The following is a 21,836-nucleotide window of genomic DNA, read 5'->3' as shown; positions in this document are numbered from 1 at the left end:
AGGATGAACCTAGAGGATATACAAAAATCCTATGGCCTAATTGTAAGTTTAGGAGGATTGTGCCAAGTTACTAACCAAATCAAAAGGCACCATTTAAGAACATTTTCTGGACCTTTAGATTGGTTTTATTATCCATCACTTTCAGATGTAAACAGATTACTTCAAAATCGATTTGAAAAATTATTGTATTCCATTTAGCTGCACAACCGCTAGTTAAGTATTCATATGAATATCCTAGAGAAACATACGAGGTAAACGTTCTAGGAACTATGAATGTACTAGAGGCAATTCGATTACATGAATCAGCTAAAATAGGAATTATGGTGACAAGTGCTATGAAAATAAAGAATGGCCTTGGGGTTATCGTGAAATTGATCCTATGGGCGGTCATGACATATATAGTTCAAGTAAAGGATGCTGTGAGCTTTTAATTTCTTCCTATCGAAATTCTTATTTTTCAGAAGAAAAATTTTCTCACCACAAGAAAATAATTGCAAGCGTTCGAGCTGGTAATGTAATTGGTGGTGGTGATTGGTCAATAGATAGGATTATTCCTGATTGTATACGAGCATTAGAATCGAATAAATAGATTATTATTAGAAATCCTACTGCTATTAGACCCTGGCAACATGTATTAGAACCCTTAAGCGGTTATTTACTCCTCACAGAAAAAATTATTAATAATGATATTATTTTTTCAGGTGCATGGAATTTCGGACCATCCCTAGACAATATTGTTCCAGTAGAAAAATTAGTGACGAGTTTACTAGATATTTTGGGTTGCGGGGATTGGACAACAGAAAATATGGGTCCAATGAATTTCCATGAAGCAAATTTACTAAACCTTGACGTTAGTAAAGCAAAATTCAAGCTTAATTGGCAACCGAGGTGGTCCCTACAACAGACTTTAGAAAATACAATAGAATGGTATAAACATTATAATTCTTACACCAGTACAGAGATGCTAAATTTATGTGTTAACCAAATCAAACAATATTCCGCACTTTAAACTACCCCCCTTACTCATACTCACTGCTTGTTTCTTAAGGAGGGAGTCTTCTTAGCTAAAGAGACATTAACTTTTATAGTCTAAATTGTGAACCTATTATACCTAGAATCCTGTGACTGCCCATTAACAAAGATTATATTTCTTCGGTTATTTCAAATTACTCATAGACATTATACTTAAGAACCAAGGAATCACATATTGTGCTAGTGATTCCTTGGTTCAGAGAGAATAATGTCTTACTTTAACGACAATACAGTATATGAACTTATTCATTTATTTGTTCTAGTTATGAAAAAAACTTTTTCCTATCAAAAAAGCTTATTTCAAAGAAAAACTTCCTATCTTCTTCAACTTATCCTATTAGAAAAGCAAACAAAGTGAAAATCTCGATAATTATACTAAGCTTTAACAATTTTATAACTATACCTTTCTGGTATATACTCCCCCAAAGTTCTTACTTATATATTGAGTCTCTCATTTACTTTCACCAATGGGGATAATTTCATGAACTATTTATTCTACAGACAAATAACTTTTAGAACGTTTAAAGGAGATTTTCCCTTTTATGCGCCTTTTCCACTACCTTTCTTTAATTTGTCTTAATCACAGCGAGAACAAATCCTTAAAATAGTACATCTTCAGCATAAATTCACATAATTTTCAAACACAAAAATTCTAAATGCTAAAACTCGTTATATAATGAAAGCAAGCCATAAGTAAGATAGTTTCCCTGTTACGAGTAATGAGATTGTTTCACATTTTTACATTATCTAAAAAAACTTGTAGGAATTTCTACAAGTTTTTTTCTTTCTTTATTCTCTTCTTATTTACATACGCAAAGTTTATACATTTGTGTTAAATTCTAAGTACATTCGACATAAATTGATTGTTTTTTATGAATTTTATTGAAAAACATTGTAAAATACCTCCATTTTTTCTTCTATTTTGCTATGATAGTTACAATTATATAGGATTAAGATATTTCTATAGGATGGGGGCGTATATAGTGAGTGTTTCAGTAAAGGGAAATGAGCAATTAACCTCTCTATTGAACGACTGGTATCGATCTATGCTATCTCAACAAGTTATAAAAGCTACTAATCTAAAAAAGAAGATTGATGAAAAAATTAATAAGTTAAGCATTGAGCCAAATCAAGAACGTCAGGATCAAAATTTGTTACTTTATTACTCACTACTTGAATTTCGTTACACGGTCTTAACAGATAGCCTCGGTATTCAACAAAATAGTTTTGATGCTATTAGTGATTATGATATGCCTACAGACCATTTTCTACGCTTCTATTATCACTTTTTTAAATCCATTCATTCCACTTTTATATCAAGTTTTACTGAGGCAGAGGAACATTATAAACTGGCAGAAAAGATATTAGTAAACATTCCAGATGAAATTGAACACGCTGAATTCTACTATAGAATTGCTACTTTTTATCACCATACCTATAACATGCTCGCTTCTATCGAATACGCAAATAAATCAAGGGCAATCTTTTCGAAGTATGAAGGTTATGAAGTAAAAACAGCCTTTTGTAATAGTTTGCTAGGTGGTTGCTGTATCTATTTAAAGCAGTACGAACAAGCAGAAGAATATCTACATTGTGCAATTGAATTACTACAGAATAATAAGGAAGAAGATTCTTTGTTATACGTAAAAAGTACTATGGGGTGGCTGTATTCTGATCAAAGTATGTCTACGTTAGCTATTCGTCACCTTTCAGAAGTAACAGAAAAAATCCCTACACACTTCAAGGCTATCTTCCTACAAGCTAAGGAACATTATAAATTAGGAGAACAATCAGCAGCTAGCAAACTCATTGATAAGGGATTACAGATTTGCAGAGGAATTCATAATGAAGAATACACACACCACTTCTCTATTTTAAAAAGATTAAATGAAAATATTCCACTTGAAGAATTAGAAAAAATCATTCAAGAAGGAATCTTATACTTTGAGGAAGAAGAATTATGGGAATATGTTGTCGAATACGCCGAATTATTTGCCACAAAATGTAGACAATTAGAGAACCACCAAAAGGTAAGTGACTATTTCCATATTTGTTACCAAGCAAGACGAAAATCAATCGAAAAAGGAGTGTTGAAATAATGAAAAAAATCAGCCTATTATTATCGGGTATTGCTTTTATTGGGGTTCTAACGGTGGGAATTTCTCAATTTTCTAAAGCGGATCAGTTTGCTACCCATGGACATTACCCCGCTCCCACATATAGTGTTGGCGATCATGGTGGTGCACCACAACAAACTTAATGTAAGTGTATGTAAAGCCCCTCCGAATGGAGGGGCTTTACATATCAAAATTTATCTCTCACGTATCAACCTGTACAAGCTTAAGGAAGGCGAATCTTTTAGGAAAATCTGTTAAATAATAATGGAAACACTCTAGCTATTATAACTACCGACTCTACATATGCAATATTACATGTGAATAGCCTTAAATATTTTGTTATACTATTCATGTGGATTTTTCATCCGAAAATCCTTTTAAACGCATATTTATGTATATGCCACCCTAATTGATGAAAGTGAGAAGAATGTTTATCATTTTTCTCACTTTTTTATATTTAAATCTTAATAATTCACACATGTGAATAATACTATAAAAATAAACTTAAAAGAGAATCTAACTTCCAAGTTTAATCTTTGAAATCATTTATTTTCTAAAAAAATTCCCACATCTTTATCAACTCATTTTAGAATATTTAAACAATAATTTTATATACACTCTCTGCATAAATTATTCATTTTCTTTTATATAAGACCTACTTTTTTACTTCTGATAAATTATTAAACATTGGATTATTATACACAACCCCAAAAAACATGAGGTATTTTGTAGAATTTTGTCTATTAATATGTATGTACACCCTTTGGTAGTGGATATAGACTGTGAGGTGTAAGGAGATACCTTACAAAATAATGAAAAGGAGATCATAAAATGATTAGATTAACGCAATTCTCAAAGTTAGCATTTGCAACATTAATTGCTGGAAGTGGTTTAAGCGTCCTTGTGCCTTCACACAGTGTACAGGCTGACACCTTAGATCATAATTACCAAGACACTGTAAGATTCATACCACCTTCTAGTGCTAGGCAAACATTGGAACAAAAAAACACTATTGTTCCAGAATCAAAAGTTATTAAAAATCATTATGTAAAGTACTCTAAAGCACATTTCCAAACTAAAGAAAGTATACCAAAAGAGATTTATTATTCTTCAGAAGGCTTTAAGGGCTATATACAAGCAAGTACCGTTTGGGATATGGGAGATCATTTCGCAACACTATATTCCGGAACCGTTATTCGATGTTAGACTTTTAATCCCTTCTCTCCCAATGCTTATAATAATCAATAGCTCACTGCTAACACTGTAATATCTATTGTTCAAAAAATAAACCACAAAATCTTTCGATTTCATGGTTTATCAAATATAAAGATAATGCTAAACGAATACTCAAACATTACCTTCCCCAAAGTTAATTATAGAGTATTTCCCCAAAAAAGACACTCTTGTAGTGTCTTTTTTATAATATTTTAATTTACTCTCATCTTACTTTTGTTAAACTCGGATATGTAATAATGCATATTATTTTGATTATATATTATGATATAATCTCATTGTGAGCTGATACATAATTTCTTTAGATTGGAAAACTAAAACCTCATTTACCCAATTTTGGGGCGCCTTATGGCGTCTTTTTTTATGCTCTTGAAGTAAAAAACAGGATCGTAATATCATTGTTCAAAAAAATTGTATACTTTAGCCTACTAACCCTTATTTTTTGCAGCTATTTATTTGTTTCAACATAATAATTTTTCATCTCGTATATGCAATAGACAATGATAGCTAAACTCCAACTGACACCATAGTAATCATGTGTGTAGAAGTCATAACCTGCCTTAATACCTTTTTCCATTACAACTAACGTAAATCCTAACGCCACCCACTTGTTAATTTTCATCTTAATATACGTTATCGCTATAATTATTAAAAATAAAATATTTGTAAGGTAGTTTATCATTAGCTCATACTTTTGAATGTATAATGCCATTATACAAGCAGTGATATTAGTCGCAATACCAAAGGCAACCACAGCTCCCCAAATCCTGTCCGAAATTCCCACTCCCGATTCAGTCCCTTCCCTAATAACATTCTTTTCCTTAATTCGTTCCTACACCCTATTCAAGATATGCTGTATTATCCTTGTCTGATGAATATCTAATTATCTTTTCATATAGAGCAAACAAAATTTCTACTCATAATTTTTTCTTTATTAGACAAACTAGGTTTAAGCCGTTTGAACTAGCGGCTTCACTCTTCTGGTAATGAGGTAGCCAATATATAGTAATTGACTAACTCATTCAGTCCATTGGCACTGGCAGACGACAAAATTGTTGTCTGCCATTTTCATGTATACTTTTTCCAAATTCATTCCAAACCATATGTTTACCGTACTGATTTTGAAAAGAATGAAATTTAATTTTTAAATAAGTAATAAAGATACGGCTCAGTCCACCTTCGGTATAGGACTTTTTCTTTTTACATATACTATTTTTGAGCCTTTTTACCAATACGTGTTCTATTGGTGTCTTGAATTCCTCCTAAAAGGGGCGGCAGATACGACTGCATGCCCTTTTTATTTATATTGTTGTTCTATATCCAATACAGCAATTGAAAACTAAAGATGCACTATTACATATTTTTTTCAGTCCAGATTATGTTAAAATTTCTTATGTTGTTTATTTCATAGTCGAATTATGGTTTCGTATCTAATTCAACAATATGTGAGCTGTATACAAAAAGAAAAGACACCCAAAAGGTGTCTTTTCTTCTTTTAATCTAAAAAACATTTTTCTTTTTCAGGAAGATTAATTATCTCACTAACCTAAACCTCTAATTCAATGACCTTTTGATCACGGCGCTCAAAAGGTTTCATCTATATTAACATGTAAATAGTTCACTTCCTAATCATATTTCCACCACTATATTTGATTTCTCAAAGATTTTCTGTCTTGTTCTTAATTTTGTCAAAATCCTCATATAGCTACACAAAATATATATGCTATTATGTTTTTAAGAAACTATGCGTTCCCTTAACCCTGTATCCGACCCTGTATTTTTTTACAGGGTCTTTGTTTATTTTATTTACTTTCATTAGCTTATAAGAGTTAATACACACCCCATTTCAATTAAAATCGTTTAAATGTTAGTTAGAATTTGAAATGATAAATCTATTAGCTTTTTTGACAATTATAATCTAATACTAGATTTCTAAATGTATACTACACTAAACATCAGTTAACATTATACACATGGTGTTAACTTTATTAATTGAATATTAGTAATAGTAAGTAAAAACATTATCAATTTACTATATCTTACATTTATGTAAAAATAGATGTATGTTAAGCTTTTTCAAAATCTTTCCCCTAATAAAGATTTGAAGTAGCATTTCATGATTCTCCTTACTGTTAATATGCCTTGAAAAAGAACCCAATAGGGTTCTTTTTCTTCTCATTATATCCTCCGTAATTACTTATTTAACATACAAAAAGGACTGACAATTACTTGCAGTCAGTCCTTTTTACACCTTAATATACACTTGTATTAAGTACTTAACTCTTTATTTAGCATGCATATGAACTAAACCAGTCATTATTATTTATATATCAAACACTTCAAAATTTAGAAATACACAATAACAAATCTTTCCCAGCTTCCAGCTACATAACTATTAGCTGTTAATTCTCTACCGCCATTTGCTGATATAAATCTACCATTACTTAGCGCTTGTAATACATATATCCTATTGTCTCCACCATTATATAAGATAAATTTTTCCCATGCCCCAATTGATGTACGATCTGCTACTACTCTACCATTTGGCTCAAACGAAACATACTTGCCATTACTTTTCGCTTTTAAAGCATACGTATATAATTCCCCAGTCGGAATTAATTCAAATTTCTCCCATTCATTAATTGCACTACGATTTGCTACTACATTTCCCGATGGTTCAGCAGACACATATTGTAAATTTGCAGCTTGTATAGCAACAGTCCAGCTTCCATTAAATAGATTCACACCTTTTAGTGAACTTGCATTTGATTGGTTGGCTGCCAATGCATCATTCGATGGGGTTATCATCATTATCATTAGAACCATTGGTAACACCATTAAAACTAACTTTTTAAAGATCTTATTACCATTTGCATGAGCTATGAACCTCTTCATTCTCATTCCTCCCTTAATATATAGCACTCATATACATCATACCAAATATGTAAAATATTGTAATACAAGAGAGTCTTTATCAACAAATACCTTATTATTCTGTTTCTTTTTTCTCAAATCTACAGCACCTAAACATCACTCAGTCCTCAAACATATTTTTAAAATTAATTTCACTTTATATTAAATAAAAGCCAAATAGCCGTTCATAATGAACGACTATTAAGCATCTAACTAAAAATTCGAATATTTTTCATGTTAATCTATTTTGTTTAATCCCATTGAAGTAACTTGATAAATTCTTTTTTTGCCTATATATTCTTGTTTATTATTCTCAAGGTTAGTAAGTGTAGCACGAGTCTTTTCATTCACTGCTTCCCCTTCTATATGGGTAAACTCAATATAATCTCCCACTTTGACTGGCACAGTTTGGCTTTCAGCAGTTTGCTGTCTATTTCCCACTATTTCCTTATTGTACACAACACTACCGGATGAATTCTGTACTTTGATACTCGCATACGTATTATTAAAATAAGAATGTGGTACGCCTGCTTCTAAATTCACCTGCATTTTCTCTGTTACCCTATTATAATTTACTTTTGCAATTTCTCTATCACTATATCCTTTTAAAGACCAGCTAAATTGATTTCCATCTAAAACCGTTGTTTCTGGCATTTTTTCTACTTTCTTCAGACCTTCTTTTGTAACTTCGTACATTGCTTTTTTTCCAAAGCTTTCTTGTTTACTATTATCTACATTTGTTAAAGTAGCTCTATGCACACCTTCTTGATGTGTTAACTCAATATAATCTCCTACTTTAACTGGAACTTTTTGCGATTCAGCATTTTGTTGTTTGTTTCCATAAATGTCTTTATTGTATACTACTTTGCCTGATGCATTTTGTACTTTAATACTCGCATATGTTTCATTAAAATAGTGATGCGGTATTCCTGCTTTTAAGTCCACTTGCATTTCTTCTGCTGACTTACTGAAATTGATTTTAGCAAACTCGAAATCACTTATTCCTTTTAGTGACCATGCAAATTGATTTCCATCTAAAATTGTTGCTTCTGGCATTTTTTCTACTTTTTTCAGGCCTTCTTTTGTAACTTCGTACATTGCTTTTTTTCCAAAGCTTTCTTGTTTACTGTTATCTACATTTGTTAAAGTAGCTCTATGCACACCTTCTTGATGTGTTAACTCAATATAATCTCCTACTTTGACTGGAACTTTTTGCGATTCAGCATTTTGTTGTTTGTTTCCATAAATGTCTTTATTGTATACTACTTTGCCTGATGCATTTTGTACTTTAATACTCGCATATGTTTCATTAAAATAGTGATGCGGTATTCCTGCTTTTAAGTCCACTTGCATTTCTTCTGTTGACTTACTGAAATTGATTTTAGCAAACTCGAAATCACTAATCCCTTTCATTGACCATGCAAACTGGCTTCCTTCTAAAATATTATTTGTATTAGGGACATCTGGTTTAATCGGATTAGAATCCGTGCCCTTCCAAATCTCTGCTGTTAAAATCGGATATCCTAATGCAGCCACTTTTTGAATGGTATCATTATTTGGACGTAATCCCCACTTCTCAAAGAAAGGCATCAAATTTTGTTTGGCTACTTTTGATGCTGAGATCATAAATAATTGTTTTTTATTTTCATCAGTTTGTGGAAGTTCATTAGAAGGCATATCTCTATACAATTGATGCAGTTTAGGATAGAAGTCTTCTCCATATGCTAATTGTAGTTGCCAGAGCATAACAAGCTTAACAAAAACATCACTAACTTCGTCATAATTTTTATTAGGTTGTTCTAAGTATTGAAATGCCTTAGTATAAGCGCCCTCTTGTTGCAATCTAAAAGGTTGATTAGATGTAAATGCTTTTTCTACAGAAAGGCTGTAAATATTATTTTGTACTTCTGTCATATTATAAAACTTCCATGGTGATTGCTGTCTCAAATGCCCTGCCTCATGCCAAGGACCCCAACCATCTTTTATAAATTTATTGATATCTAACACGTATTGAATTGCATCTCCTACATATGCAGTTCGATAAGAAGTCGCATACATATAATAATCTGGTGAATGATTTTCTTCTACGTAATGAATATAATGCTTGTCTGCTTGTTCTTCGGATAATCCAGCTACTTTGTCTTGAATTCGGGTAGCTTCATCCATCTTTTTTAAGAGTTGTACAGGATCTGTATTAGAACCTAGCAAATATTTCTTAACACGTGCAAGGCTGGCCGTAATTAATACCCGTTCTCCTTTTAGCTCCACTGCATGTGCATTTGGATATTGGTTCAGCATGTCTATTAAATCTTGTTTTGTATGCTTGCCTAGTTCAAAGAGAGGAGTAGTCGTTCCACCAGTTGTGACCGTTGTTCGAATGGTACCACCTTGTTGTTTATTGTAAAAATAAATCATTCCTCCATTTGGCGATTGGATTGTGTTTATACCTGGTTTTAATGTAAATGATTTTATTTTAGAATCTTCTCTCCAAGAAGCATCATACGAATACGTTCCAATGTATGCTTGAATATTTTGATTTCCTTCTACATTAATCGTTATTTGTTCATTTGGCTTTGCATATAAACCAGTCGGTTCATATGGACTAAATGCCATACTTTTTCTTTCCTGTTGTTTCAGTACCTCAACATCCCCTTTTCCTGGGACTGTATACGTTCTGTTTTCTGATTTAACTGAATTTTCACCTTGAAGTGATGTCGATATTTTATTTTGCTGCTGCGTTTCCTCTGCAATGATATCTGTTGTAGAAATCATTCCAGTTGCAAGCATAGTTACTGTAGCAGTGGCTGCAAGTATTTTTCTAGTTTTATGTTTTGAATTATTCCCCATATTAACTCCCTCATTTTTCCTTAATGCACTTAAGGATTTTTGTTTTTTATGTTTTTACACCCCAAGCTATTCATGCTATCTATGTTGTATCTTTTAATCTATTTTTTCTCATAATAATCTCCTTTTCTTTATTTATCATTGTATACAAATACTATTTGATGACACATTAAATAACAACTTTACGATAAACTCATCAATAACAAACTATTATGTTTTGATTCAACACCCATAACTTCCATCTAATTGTATAAATGTATTCATTTGGCGAAATAAGTAAATAAATTTCAACATTTAAAGCTTATAATCTAACGAAAAATTCATAAAAGTTTTTTAACTTCAATGGTTTACATAATTGCAATCACATTTATTTAAACTTTCTTAACTTTTTTTAAACTATTCTCTAAGAATCTTATTGTTTATTGTAAATAAACCAGGTTGCTACTATATATGTAAAAGAAAGGCGGAATCTTTAATATAACTCCACCTTTTTTAAAATAAAAAGCATCTAATTCTATTTGAATTAGATGCTTACATTTAGTTCTTAAACCAAGAATTCTAAACTATTTATGCCCCTGTAAATCTTTTTTTATTACATCCCATAGTGGATTATCTTGGCGTATCGGTTTCCCCTCTTCGTCCCATTTTATTTTTCCTGTTCCTAATTCATAATTCATTCCCGTCCATGTGTCTTCACGGAATGCATAGAATGATTTATGCCAACCTTTTTGGTTGAAGATAGAAATAAGATCTTGCATGTATTGGGTAGCTCCTGGAACGGTACGGTTAATTCCAAACTCCCCTGCAATAATTCGGTTAGATGGTACATGATTTTTCTTAGACCATTGTTGGAGCGGCTTTAAAAATTTTTCTAATCCCTGTTTATCCCACATTACAGGTTTCTCTAAATCCCCTACTTTTACTAATCCTGGATATTGATATTCCTTGTTTTGTTTTTCACCTTGACTCGTTAATTCATATGGTTCATACATATGAAATGCATAAAGTGTTTTTTTATCCTTTACTGGGTTTAAATATTTAAAGGCCCATGGAGTAGCATATAAACCTGAATCTAATATAACCGGTGTTTCTTGATCCACTTCTCGAATGGAATTGATCACCTTTTCATAAAATCTGTTTAAATCTGCTGTCGTTCCTTTTACTTTTGCATACCATTTCTCATAATCTTCCGTCCAAAAATCATTATATCTATTATTTTTAGCTGTTTCTGGATGCGGTTCATTTATAATATTATAACCGACCACTGCAGGGTGATCTTTTAGCTCCAAAGCAAGGTCTTTCCAAAATTGACTTGCTTGTTCTTGATACTTCTCTTCTTCCCATATTCTGTCGTCATTCTTGTTATTATTAAATTGGCGCCACCGATCACCAGGCAAGGATAACATTGTAAGAAGAACTTTCATTCCCTGCGATTGCGCGGCATCTAAATCCGCTTTTAATTTTTCTAAATCCTCCTTTACTAATCCCTGATAGTTATCTGCATTACCTATCAGAAAATCCTTTCCAGAGGTATCTGGTTTATCCTCAAATAAAAAATCTTTATCCTTTGCCCATTTATCAGGTGCTAAACGAACATATTCAATATTAGCTTCTTTTGCACTTTTATAGTTCTCAGGTAATGACGTACTATTCATGAAATTAGTACCCTTCCTTTTTGAATCCCAAAAACTAATTTTTGAATCGCTCTTGTAATAGGTATCAGCTCTTACATTCATTTCCTGTACTCCAAAATTCATCATGCCTAACAACGCAACAATTGGTAAAAATTTTTTCACAACTTTGCCTTCTTTCTCTTTATATTTTACACACATAACATACCTGTGTTTTGTTACAGGAATATGGCAATTTTCCAAAAATACCTTTTATGTTTATAAAACGGGAGGCCATACACTCATAAATAAAATAGAAATAATTAGGAAGTTGCTTCATTTTCTAAAAAACAAAAAAGGAATCCTTTACGGATTCCTTTTTGACTTGCACTCTTTTTCAAATAGTGCATTTTTGCACCTACTTTTAATATAACTTATAATTCTAATAAAATAAATGAGATTAAATAGAATTTATTACTTGATTTTTGGTTAAAGAAGTTAATAATTGTATTTACTCGCTTGATTTGTAAACCAAATTGCTCCTTATTAGCCAGGCTTCGATTAATCCTTGTACTATTTTTCGTTTTTCTATCTGAAGCATATGACCAGCACCGTCTAAAATGGAAAACGTACCGTTCTGAAATTTTTCTATAAGAAAGAAGTGATCTTTATACCCACAGATAGAATCCTGTTTCCCTAGAATGATGAGCGCAGGTTGTGTAAGTGTACCTACATTATTAAGTGGTTCTTCAGAAAGAAAATACCCTGTCTCTCTCCAATTTGACATTAAAAAATTTTTATTAGCTAACAATCGTCCAGGTTGGATTTCGTTTAAAAAGTATTTAAGGTTCTCTTTATTTTGATAATTCATCAATGTTTCAAAAGCCATCCTTATATCAGCATCCAATTCTTTTAATGCATCTTCATCTTTTGTCACGACTATTTTTTCAGGAAGATCTCTTTCTTTCAAATGAAGTGCAGTAGCTAGCAAACAAATACTCTTTACATTTTTATGCCTATGATGCAAAATACCTTGTGCCAAATATCCTCCAAATGAAAAACCAATAAGAGAAAATATTTGGTTAGGAATTTTAATATTGATAAAATCCAAAATATTTAAAAGCATATCATCCGAAGAGTTGAAATCTTCATCAATTAAACTTCGACCATGAGCGGGTAAATCTATATATATTCTCTGAAAACCCTGAATTTCATCAAAAATTGGCTCTATCCAAGCTTTCATAGATTTATGGTCTGTACCCATTGAATGCATTATTAATATTGGAAAGCCATTACCTACGGTTTCATAATAAATACTACCTTTTGCAACTAAACATTCCATCGGAATTTTTCTCCTTTTTCATGTTACTTTTATCCAAACCAAATTATGTCCACCTACTATAGAGAGTTCTGTATTAAGTTTAGAAAACCTTTTAAATTATCTATGCGTTAGAATATACGATAAATGACAGTCAACTCTTACATCTTATGTATTCAGAATATGATATAACAGGCTTGCCTTCCATCATTTTCTTCCTGTACTTTCTAATATAGATAAAAACGTTTATATCCTAGAAACCTCAAAAACATTAGGCTGTTACTTCTCTCTGTCGATCAACATATTTCTACTACATATAATTAAATATTTCTTCAAAAACCACTTCATCAAAGAACGTAAGTTCGTGTATAATAAGAACAAACGTTCTTTATTTTATTAGGAGGAGTTATAGTGTATGACTATTCAATTTTACCGAATAGAATCATTTTATGTGTTGATCTTCGTAGCTTTTATGCTTCTGTTAGTTGCATCAAAATGGGATTAGACCCACTTCATACAAAATTAGCTGTAGTCGGTGATGTGAATAGGAGTGGGTCCATTGTTTTAGCCGCAACCCCACCTTTAAAAGCTATAGGTGTAAAGAAGATGGCAAGGCTATACGAGATTCCCCGACAAAAAGATATCCTTATTGTGAATCCAATTATGGGAACCTATATTAAGTGCTCCAATTACATAACGAAATTAGCTCTACAATATGTTCCTATTGAAGACTTTCATCAATACAGCATTGATGAATTTTTTATGGATATTACCAATAGCATCCATCTATTTGCCCGAGATCCAATTGAATTTGCATTACAGTTTAAACGTGAGATATATGAACATACACGAATTGAATGCACAATCGGGATTGCCCCTAACCTATTGATGAGTAAGGTGGCCTTAGATATTGAAGCAAAGAAAAATAAAGACGGAATCGCTTATTGGAAATACGAAGATGTACCTACAAAATTATGGAACATACGGCCGCTTAGTAAGTTTTGGGGGATTTCATATAAAACTGAAACAAAATTAAATCAAAAAGGAATACATTCTATTGGAGATTTAGCTAATTATCCTCTTAAATATTTAAAACAAAGCTTTGGCGTGATTGGCGAAGAATTACACTTACATAGTCATGGGATTGATTTTAGTCGGATTTCAGAAAAATATGTTCCGGTTACAACTTCTATAGGAAAAAGCCAAATTTTAATGCGTGATTATACGATAGAAGAATTTCCGATTATCCTACTGGAACATACCGAAGAAGTTTGCTATCGATTAAGACAACAAAACAAACTTGCTCAAACCGTTCATTTTTCCGTTGGATATAGTAAAAATTATTCGGGTGGCTTTAGCAAAACACATACCTTAAGCCGTCCGACAAACCTAACCATGGACATTTATCAAGTTTGTCTATATTTTCTACATCAACAATATACTGGAGAACCAATTAGAAGTATTACTATTTCTCTAACAAAACTAATTGGTGAAGGAGAAGAACAAATTTCCCTTTTTGATAACATCATACAACGAGAAAAAGAAATAAAGCTAACGAAAGTAATGGATGAAATACGCACAAAGTTTGGAAAAAATAGCATATTAAGAGGAATTTCCTATACAAATAATGCAACAGCAAGATACAGAAACACACTGTTAGGGGGACACAAAGCATGAACAACGCTAATATGCCAAAAGGAAGAGGAATGGTAAAATGGACGCCATTTGCAGCAATGCCAGAACAATTCGTCGGAATACATGAAATGATCAAAGAAAAAAATAAAGTAGCACGCCCCATTTTAACCTCTGAAGAGAAAGAACTGATTGAAAACATGTTACTATGTTCGTTGCTATCTGAAGAAGAGATATTAATTACATATTATGAAGAAGGTTATTTACTCACTAATTATATAACTGTTATCGATATAGATCCATTACATAGCTCTATCATATGTACTGATGCTTTCTATAATAAGATGACAATACAATTTACGAATATAATAGACGTAAAATAGAATAGATTTAGGTGATTAACTTTGGAGTATTATAAAGGAGTATATAAAATGCAAGGGAATCAGATAAGAAAGAATATAGCGAGAACAATTACTCATAATGATATAAATAACTACCCCTATTTAAATATACCTATGATTATCAATGAGAAAGATGGACTAACTTACGAGGTTTTAAGCGCTGGTTTTCATAATAATGATGCAGTAGCGATGATAACAACAGATGGTTTCGCTACAACTAGAGTAAATACACCGATTGTAACAGTAAAAAACAATGATGGTAGTATCCAAGCATTCCGCTTACCTTTAGAATTGGAATATTGGGTACTTTCATGTATGTGTGTTGCTTCAACAGGGAGAAATCCGTTCCCATGTAAAGTTGCTTTTGGAATCATTGATACTAAATTCCATGTAGAATTCAAGTGAAAAAGGAGCAAATTAATTTGCTCCTTTTATCGTTAAAAGATTTTTAACTTCTATCCTTAAACATACTATCTAGGATTCTATCCTAGAATCTGAACTTATATCTTAAATCCACCAATTAATTCTTGAAGTTCTTCGGCCATCTGTGCTAATTGTATTGCTGAAGAATTTATCTCTTCCATAGAAGCATGTTGCTCCTCAGATGAACCGGCTATCGTTTGCATACTTGAAGAATTCTCTTTCACAACCATAGATATTTGATTAATTGATGTATCGACTTCCATTACATCACTTGTCATTTTATTTGATAATTCCACCATACCATGTACTTTTGACACGATATCATTTGCAGATTTTGAGATTTCATAAAAACTTTGTTTTGTATCATTCGCAACCTGAATCCCCGACTGCACTTCAACTCCTACTTCATTCATAGCTTTTACAGTCTCATGTACATCTGCTTGTATTTCATTAATTAAACTTCCAATTTCCATTGAAGATTCGGATGATTGCTCCGCTAACTTCCTGACCTCATCGGCAACAATTGCAAAGCCACGCCCCTGTTCTCCTGCTCTAGCCGCTTCAATCGCTGCATTCAATGCTAATAAATTTGTTTGTGCTGCAATATTTTGAATTACTTCTAATATACTTCCGATTTGCTGCGATTTCTTATCTAATAATTTAATTACATTATCGGATTGAGAAACAGAATGATGGATGGACTGCATTTGCGTTACAGTCTGTTCTACTAATTGTTCACCCTCATTGGCTTTTTGTTTTGTGTATAAGGATGAAGCCGATACTTCAGAAGCATTATCAGCTACGCATTGAATGTTTCGTGTTACCTCACCAATTAATTTCGCACCAGACGCCACTTCATTATTTTGAACTTCTGCACTATTCGATATTTCTTCCATTTCTTTTGTAATTTGTTCTGTCGCAACACTGGCTTGCTCTACGCTAGCGGTTAGTTCCTCAGATGAAGCAGCCACATGTCCTGCAGATGTATTAATTTGAGAAATTAAATTACGCAACGACTCTGCCATTGCATTGAAACTACCACCTAATTGACCAAGTTCATCCTTTGAACGAATATCTATTTTCTCAGTTAAATCTCCCTGGCTAATTCTTTGAGCTGAAATAACTAATTGCCTTAGTGGATTAATAATAGATTTAAGAATGAAGAAAATTACAATTCCACCTAACAACAATGAAGCCCCTATTATAGTGAGCGTTTTATAAAAAATAGGATTGGTAGCTTCTTCAATTTCTTTAATAGGCATTACACCAGCTATTTTCCAACCTGTTTTTTTGTTTGTTTTAAAGCTTATGTTTCGATCCTCACCATTAAGGCTATAAGTAATTACTCCATCTTCTTTCTTGTATAGTTCATCTGCTAATGATTTCTCTAATTTCTCACCTGGCTTAAGTGTAGGATGAACAACGATAGTCTTATCTTGACTTACTATAGATACAAAGCCTTGTTTTCCTATTTTTATCATTTTAGAAGTTTTTACGATATCATCAATATTCAAGTCCACACCAATGACACCACTTTTATCAGCATTTTGCTTTGCAATTGCTATTACCATATTCCCTGTAGCCTTTGATTTATAGGGAGACGAAACAATAATCTCTCCATTAGCTTTTACTGCATCCTTATACCAACTACTTTCTAACGGATTAAATCCTTCTGGTATTTTTCCAACCGGTGCATGAATAAATTGATTATTACTGGATGTAGTATAAATTGTTTCTATCTCTGGATGTAACTGTATATATTGATCAAATTTAATTTGTACATTTTGCAATTGGTCAGCATTATAATCACCTTGTGTAAGTATCTTTGCAAAATGAGTTACATCTACATGTTTATTTTCTAATTCATCATCAACTATCTTATTTAAGATACTCACATTATCTTTCGCAGTTTGTAGAATTGTTTCATTAAGATCTGTTTTTGCTTTATCATAAGACGATACTCCTACGATAAGACTAGGTATAATTAATATTGCAATAAATGCCATAGACAACTTCGTTTTAAGCTTCATTTGTTCTAATCTTTCTTTTATTTTAAACACTCTCTACTTCTCCCTTTCATTCTTACAACTGATATAGTTTATTTAATTGTTTGCTCCTTTATTTTTTCTACATTAATTTATGGCATCATTCGATATGAAATCACCGTTATATTGTTTTACACATATCTTCTCATATAACAATTTAATTTTTACAAGCGGAGTTGTATCTATCCCCCTTTCAAATATGTAATTTTTCTATAGTAAGCACTGTTAAGACTACGAATTATTCTAAATTAATTGGATGAAATCCTTACCACAATAAATTTCCTTTAACTTAACTAAGTGAATTTATTCTTTGGATAACTATACTTAACAGCCTTTTAACCACTCTGGCCGCTTCACTTCATTCTTTTATCTATTTACTACAGCCACTTTTGTTTTATTGGGTACTAAACCATAAATTCCAAATAGAAGAATAAAATAAATTGGAGGACTTCATTGTAACACGTATACATAAGTTTTAAATATTAAAATGAAAAAATATTTTTTCATTATCTTATCTTCATGAATTACTAATAATAGATTGCGAACTTTTTTGGGCTAGTGTTTATATCAGGGTATTACTAAGATTCAAATGAATAACAGCACCAATCAATATGTATTTTAATGATGATGTTCTTTATTTAACCCACCACTAAGTTATTTGTATATTCTATAGATATATCATTACTCTATCCTTATTAATAAAACAGGACACTTAGTCAGTAAAGAAAGTTATTCTATTACCTAATTTGTTAATTTCCGCTAGATTCTCTTTTGATATTTTCTTACTCTTTTTTTAATAAATATATAACTACGTTCTTCCCATATGTATACATTATAGACGCTTACTTTTCTTTAAACTGAAACTTACATTAAAATATTTTTCTTTATTTCTCAATATTAAGACCCTAGGATTTTTATTGATAATCATGTAATATACGAGCCAGAAATAAATAAAAAGACTTACTCTGCGCTATTGAGGGAGAGTCTGAGGGCCATCTCAATATGTGGCTACATAGATTCTTGCCACCAAAACTTGGATATTATACGCTAAGAGACAGTTCAGATTTAAAAGCCAATTTTCACACGTTAAGGAATTTCCCTTCTTATGTTTCTAGCATATTCACACATCATTTTTTTAAAATACAGTTGAGATGAGTTCAAAAAATAGAAAGACCTCATTCAAGCATACTTATCATGAATGAAATCTTTCCCTTATAAAAGTTATTTAATTTCCACCTTGAAAATGGTATATGTTAATTGATTTTAAATAATTAAGTCCAACTAGTTCTATTTCATTTAAATCTTTTTAACAAATTTAGATTTTAATTTCATAGCTCCAAAACCATCAATTTTACAGTCAATATCATGGTCGCCATCTACTAAACGTATACTTTTTACTTTTGTACCGATTTTCACAACCGATGAAGTTCCTTTTACTTTAAGATCTTTGATTACTGTTACAGAATCACCATCGTTTAAGACATTTCCATTAGCATCTTTAATAACCTTTGTATCTTCATTATTTTCAGTTTCTGATTCTAAAGTCCACTCATGAGCACATTCTGGGCAAACAAAAAGATTTCCATCTTCATAAGTGTATTCTGAATTACATTTTGGGCAATTTGGTAAATTAGACATATTTTCATTTCCTCCACACTTTATCATTCTAATAAGTATTTTTTAAAATTTCTGTTTACAACTTCATAAGAATAGCAATTATGAACTTTAATTTTGAAAAGTGATTCTTATCTGTATCTCAAACACCTATTTTCATTCCATAGCTTTCAATTTCTTAATAATCATGTTCGGTGTCGCCCATTCGTCACGGTCAAAGTCAGAAATAGACACTTCGATGTTTAAACGGTCTTGAAATTCTACTAATAAAGATACTGTAGCAAAAGAATCTAGAATTCCTTCTTCAAATAATTGCACATCTGGGTTCTCTTTTACGATATCATTTTCACATACTTCTTCTAACACATTTAACACTTGATCTTTAAATTCAGACATTATTTTTTCTCCTCTATAACTATAATTTATATTAAACTTCTTCATTGACTTCTATTTTTTAACACATTATTTTTAAAAATCTATCCCATCATCATTACAAAATTATGCCTGGTCTTTGTATAATTGTTATTAAGGCATAACAGATAGTTGTTCCCCGGAACATATGTGATTACAAATCTGGTATTTGTTACTTGTGGAAAAGGAATATATAATCGATACCGTTTATATAATCTATTTTTCGTTTAAACGTAAGGAAAATATTCTCTTCTTGCTGTTCGATAATCATTTATTGGATGTATGAAAAATCTTCTTGTTCACACCCTGTAAAAATATTCTCCGCATTCCCCAAAGTAAACTTTCTCCTTCTCTATTTTTATAAAAGGATTAAAAGAGTGAATCAAACAAACTTTGTATGTGAAGTGAATTTTTTAAAAATCTAATGCATTTGTCTTATTCTTTATTGCATTCACTTCCTGGGATTGCTGAGAAAGCCCGGTACACTCATGAAATGCGAAATGCTTACATCCTATACATTTTTTTGTATTCAAATGTCCTAAAGCACAATTAATAGCTTCCCCGGTATGATCAAAAAAGTTTTCTTCCCCAATCTCAGCATACAATCCACTCTTATCTAGTGTTACTTTTAGTTCTGATTGAATTCCTGAAACAAGAAGTATGCCACCTTGTTTTTTAAAATGCTGAACGATATTCCTAAAGTAAGACTCTCCTGTGGTATCAATAAAAGGAACTTTTCCCATACGCAAAATTAGAACTTTTGGTTTATAATTAATGGTCGTTAAAATACTTTGTTCAAAAGTTTGAGCAGCCCCAAAGAATAATGGTCCTTCTATTGTATAAATACTAATTTGTGGGCAGTCATGAGCTTTGTTTACCACATGTGGTAACAATTTTTCATTCTTTTTTGTATGATCAGGAAGCACTTTTGTTATGACAAGCATATTACTCATACGTTTTGTAAACAAAATAATAGCTAAAATAAGACCAATTTCCACAGCTGTTGTTAAACTAGTAAATACAGTAAGTAAAAATGTTACCAATAATACAAGAGAGTCTCCAGTCTTCATTTTAAGTATGTGATAAAAATGTTTTTGTTCGCTCATATTCCAAGCTACCACCATTAAAATGGGAGCCATACTAGCAAGAGGAATATGTGAAGCATATGGAGCTAACAATAAGAGTGTAAATAACACAAATCCCCCATGAATAATACCCGACATAGGAGATACAGCTCCACTCTTAATATTAGTTGCTGTACGGGCAATTGCTCCAGTTGCAGGAATTCCACCAAATAACGGGGTTACAATATTAGCAACTCCCTGACCGATAAGCTCTTTGTTGCTGTTGTGTTTACTATTTGTCATACCATCTGCCACGACAGCAGATAAAAGAGATTCAATTCCACCGAGCATCGCAATAACAAATGCAGGACCAATTAACTGTTTTATACGTTCTAATGTGATTTCTGGTATATCAAACTGAGGAAGTATATTTGGAATCGTACCATATGCTGTACCAATAGTAGGTACCTGACCTGAGAAGAATACAGTTGCAATTACAGTTGAAATAACAACACCCACTAATGAACCTGGTACTTTTGGCAAAATCTTTGGTGTGATGAGTATAACAAAAAAGCAAATCAAAGCAGTTATAACACAATAAAAATTGGTAGTATTGATATGCGTAAAGATTTCCTTCAGATTCGCTAAAAATTCCTCATGCTTTTTTATACCTGTTAGACCTAAGAAACTAGCAATTTGTCCCGTAAAGATAATAACAGCAATACCTGACGTAAAGCCAATTGTTACAGAACGTGGGATAAACTTAATCAAAGATCCTAGTTTAAAAATTCCCATAAGGCATAAGATGATTCCGGCTAATAAACCAGCAAGCAGTAAATTTTCATACCCATAGGTAATTACAATTCCTAAAAGAATCGGAACAAAAGCACCTGTAGGCCCTCCAATTTGATACTTCGAACCACCCAATAGTGAAATGAGTATCCCAGCAATACATGTTGTATAAATCCCATACTCCGGCTTAACGCCAGAAGCTATAGCAAAGGACATAGCAAGTGGAATCGCTACAACTCCGACTATCATTCCAGAAAGAAGGTCCCTTTGAAAATGTCCCAATGAGTATCCTTCAAACCTTCCCGTAAATAACCCTCTCATTACAAACCCTTCTTTTCTATTTTTAATAAATCTTACTTCTTTTGAAAGAATATTTTTTTGATAAAA

The 21,836-nt window shown here is 31.9% G+C and carries 15 protein-coding genes and 3 pseudogenes; 8 read left to right on the top strand and 10 right to left on the bottom strand.

All coding sequences use genetic code 11. From position 1 onward, the window contains the following. Nucleotides 1–3: 3 nt before the first annotated feature. The 5 genes and pseudogenes from DT250_RS13515 to DT250_RS13500 form a co-directional block, all read left to right on the top strand. Nucleotides 4–186: pseudogene (locus tag DT250_RS13515) on the top strand (DUF1796 family putative cysteine peptidase); the annotation flags it as partial. Then, nucleotides 183–1,009, top strand: a pseudogene (gene rfbG / locus DT250_RS13510) (CDP-glucose 4,6-dehydratase); the annotation flags it as partial. The pseudogenes DT250_RS13515 and rfbG, both read left to right, overlap by 4 nt. 1,006 nt (nucleotides 1,010–2,015) lie before the next feature. Then, nucleotides 2,016–3,131 carry a response regulator aspartate phosphatase gene (locus tag DT250_RS13505; protein ID WP_097892001.1) on the top strand — a complete coding sequence of 372 codons (1,116 nt, stop codon included), beginning with the start codon at nucleotides 2,016–2,018 and terminating at the stop codon, nucleotides 3,129–3,131. After that, the gene (locus DT250_RS31665) at nucleotides 3,131–3,292 is read left to right on the top strand and encodes a hypothetical protein (protein WP_088065107.1); all 162 of its coding nucleotides are present in this window, start codon (nucleotides 3,131–3,133) and stop codon (nucleotides 3,290–3,292) included. Before DT250_RS13505 ends, DT250_RS31665 begins: the two co-directional genes overlap by 1 nt. A 688-nt stretch (nucleotides 3,293–3,980) precedes the next feature. Further along, entirely contained in the window at nucleotides 3,981–4,355 is a 375-nt protein-coding gene (locus DT250_RS13500; RefSeq protein WP_149213140.1) for a hypothetical protein, read from the top strand. A gap of 475 nt (nucleotides 4,356–4,830) precedes the next feature. On the opposite strand, the gene DT250_RS13495 is transcribed toward DT250_RS13500, so the two are convergent. The 5 genes from DT250_RS13495 to DT250_RS13465 form a co-directional block, all read right to left on the bottom strand. Then, the gene (locus DT250_RS13495; protein ID WP_149213139.1) at nucleotides 4,831–5,166 is read right to left on the bottom strand and encodes a hypothetical protein; all 336 of its coding nucleotides are present in this window, start codon (nucleotides 5,164–5,166) and stop codon (nucleotides 4,831–4,833) included. 1,562 nt (nucleotides 5,167–6,728) lie between these two features. After that, a complete protein-coding gene (locus DT250_RS13485; protein WP_149213137.1) occupies nucleotides 6,729–7,277 on the bottom strand; it encodes a fascin domain-containing protein in 549 nt (182 codons plus the stop codon). Between the two features lie 255 nt (nucleotides 7,278–7,532). Next, on the bottom strand, nucleotides 7,533–10,142 hold the full coding sequence (locus tag DT250_RS13475; RefSeq protein ID WP_149213136.1) for a putative mucin/carbohydrate-binding domain-containing protein: 2,610 nt from the start codon (nucleotides 10,140–10,142) through the stop codon (nucleotides 7,533–7,535). Between the two features lie 560 nt (nucleotides 10,143–10,702). Then, nucleotides 10,703–11,971, bottom strand: a complete 1,269-nt coding sequence (locus tag DT250_RS13470; protein ID WP_149213135.1) for a glycoside hydrolase family 5 protein — start codon at nucleotides 11,969–11,971, stop codon at nucleotides 10,703–10,705. A gap of 289 nt (nucleotides 11,972–12,260) precedes the next feature. Next, nucleotides 12,261–13,091, bottom strand: coding sequence for an alpha/beta fold hydrolase (locus DT250_RS13465; RefSeq protein WP_149213134.1), 831 nt, complete (start codon nucleotides 13,089–13,091; stop codon nucleotides 12,261–12,263). Nucleotides 13,092–13,478: 387 nt separating this feature from the next. Here DT250_RS13465 and DT250_RS13460 point away from each other — a divergent pair, with 387 nt between their 5' ends. The 3 genes from DT250_RS13460 to DT250_RS13450 are packed head-to-tail and all read left to right on the top strand — an operon-like array spanning nucleotide 13,479 to nucleotide 15,505. Then, nucleotides 13,479–14,744 carry a Y-family DNA polymerase gene (locus DT250_RS13460; RefSeq protein ID WP_149213133.1) on the top strand — a complete coding sequence of 422 codons (1,266 nt, stop codon included), beginning with the start codon at nucleotides 13,479–13,481 and terminating at the stop codon, nucleotides 14,742–14,744. Beyond that, nucleotides 14,741–15,082: a YolD-like family protein gene (locus DT250_RS13455; RefSeq protein ID WP_149213132.1), complete on the top strand. Its 342-nt coding sequence runs from the start codon at nucleotides 14,741–14,743 to the stop codon at nucleotides 15,080–15,082. The genes DT250_RS13460 and DT250_RS13455 overlap by 4 nt, the downstream gene beginning before the upstream one ends. 48 nt (nucleotides 15,083–15,130) lie before the next feature. Continuing rightward, nucleotides 15,131–15,505: a hypothetical protein gene (locus tag DT250_RS13450; protein ID WP_149213131.1), complete on the top strand. Its 375-nt coding sequence runs from the start codon at nucleotides 15,131–15,133 to the stop codon at nucleotides 15,503–15,505. Nucleotides 15,506–15,600: 95 nt separating this feature from the next. Here the strand turns inward: DT250_RS13450 and DT250_RS13445 are convergent, their stop codons facing one another. From DT250_RS13445 to DT250_RS13425, 5 genes and pseudogenes are all read right to left on the bottom strand, one after another. Then, nucleotides 15,601–17,583: a methyl-accepting chemotaxis protein gene (locus tag DT250_RS13445; protein WP_149213130.1), complete on the bottom strand. Its 1,983-nt coding sequence runs from the start codon at nucleotides 17,581–17,583 to the stop codon at nucleotides 15,601–15,603. Nucleotides 17,584–18,864: 1,281 nt separating this feature from the next. Next, nucleotides 18,865–19,206, bottom strand: a complete 342-nt coding sequence (locus tag DT250_RS13440) for a zinc ribbon domain-containing protein YjdM (RefSeq protein WP_016090022.1) — start codon at nucleotides 19,204–19,206, stop codon at nucleotides 18,865–18,867. Nucleotides 19,207–19,338: 132 nt separating this feature from the next. Further along, nucleotides 19,339–19,578 (bottom strand): D-alanine--poly(phosphoribitol) ligase subunit DltC, encoded by a 240-nt coding sequence (gene dltC / locus DT250_RS13435; RefSeq protein ID WP_149213129.1) that lies wholly within the window; start codon nucleotides 19,576–19,578, stop codon nucleotides 19,339–19,341. Nucleotides 19,579–19,658: 80 nt separating this feature from the next. Beyond that, a pseudogene (locus tag DT250_RS32240) lies at nucleotides 19,659–19,927 on the bottom strand (hypothetical protein). 79 nt (nucleotides 19,928–20,006) lie between these two features. Further along, a complete protein-coding gene (locus DT250_RS13425) occupies nucleotides 20,007–21,770 on the bottom strand; it encodes a SulP family inorganic anion transporter (protein ID WP_149213128.1) in 1,764 nt (587 codons plus the stop codon). Nucleotides 21,771–21,836: the final 66 nt, after the last annotated feature.

The organism is Bacillus sp. AR2-1 (assembly GCF_008368755.1).
GTDB lineage: Bacteria > Bacillota > Bacilli > Bacillales > Bacillaceae_G > Bacillus_A > Bacillus_A wiedmannii.
Note: the sequence above shows the minus strand (reverse complement) of the source record. Positions and strands in the feature narration are given on the sequence as shown.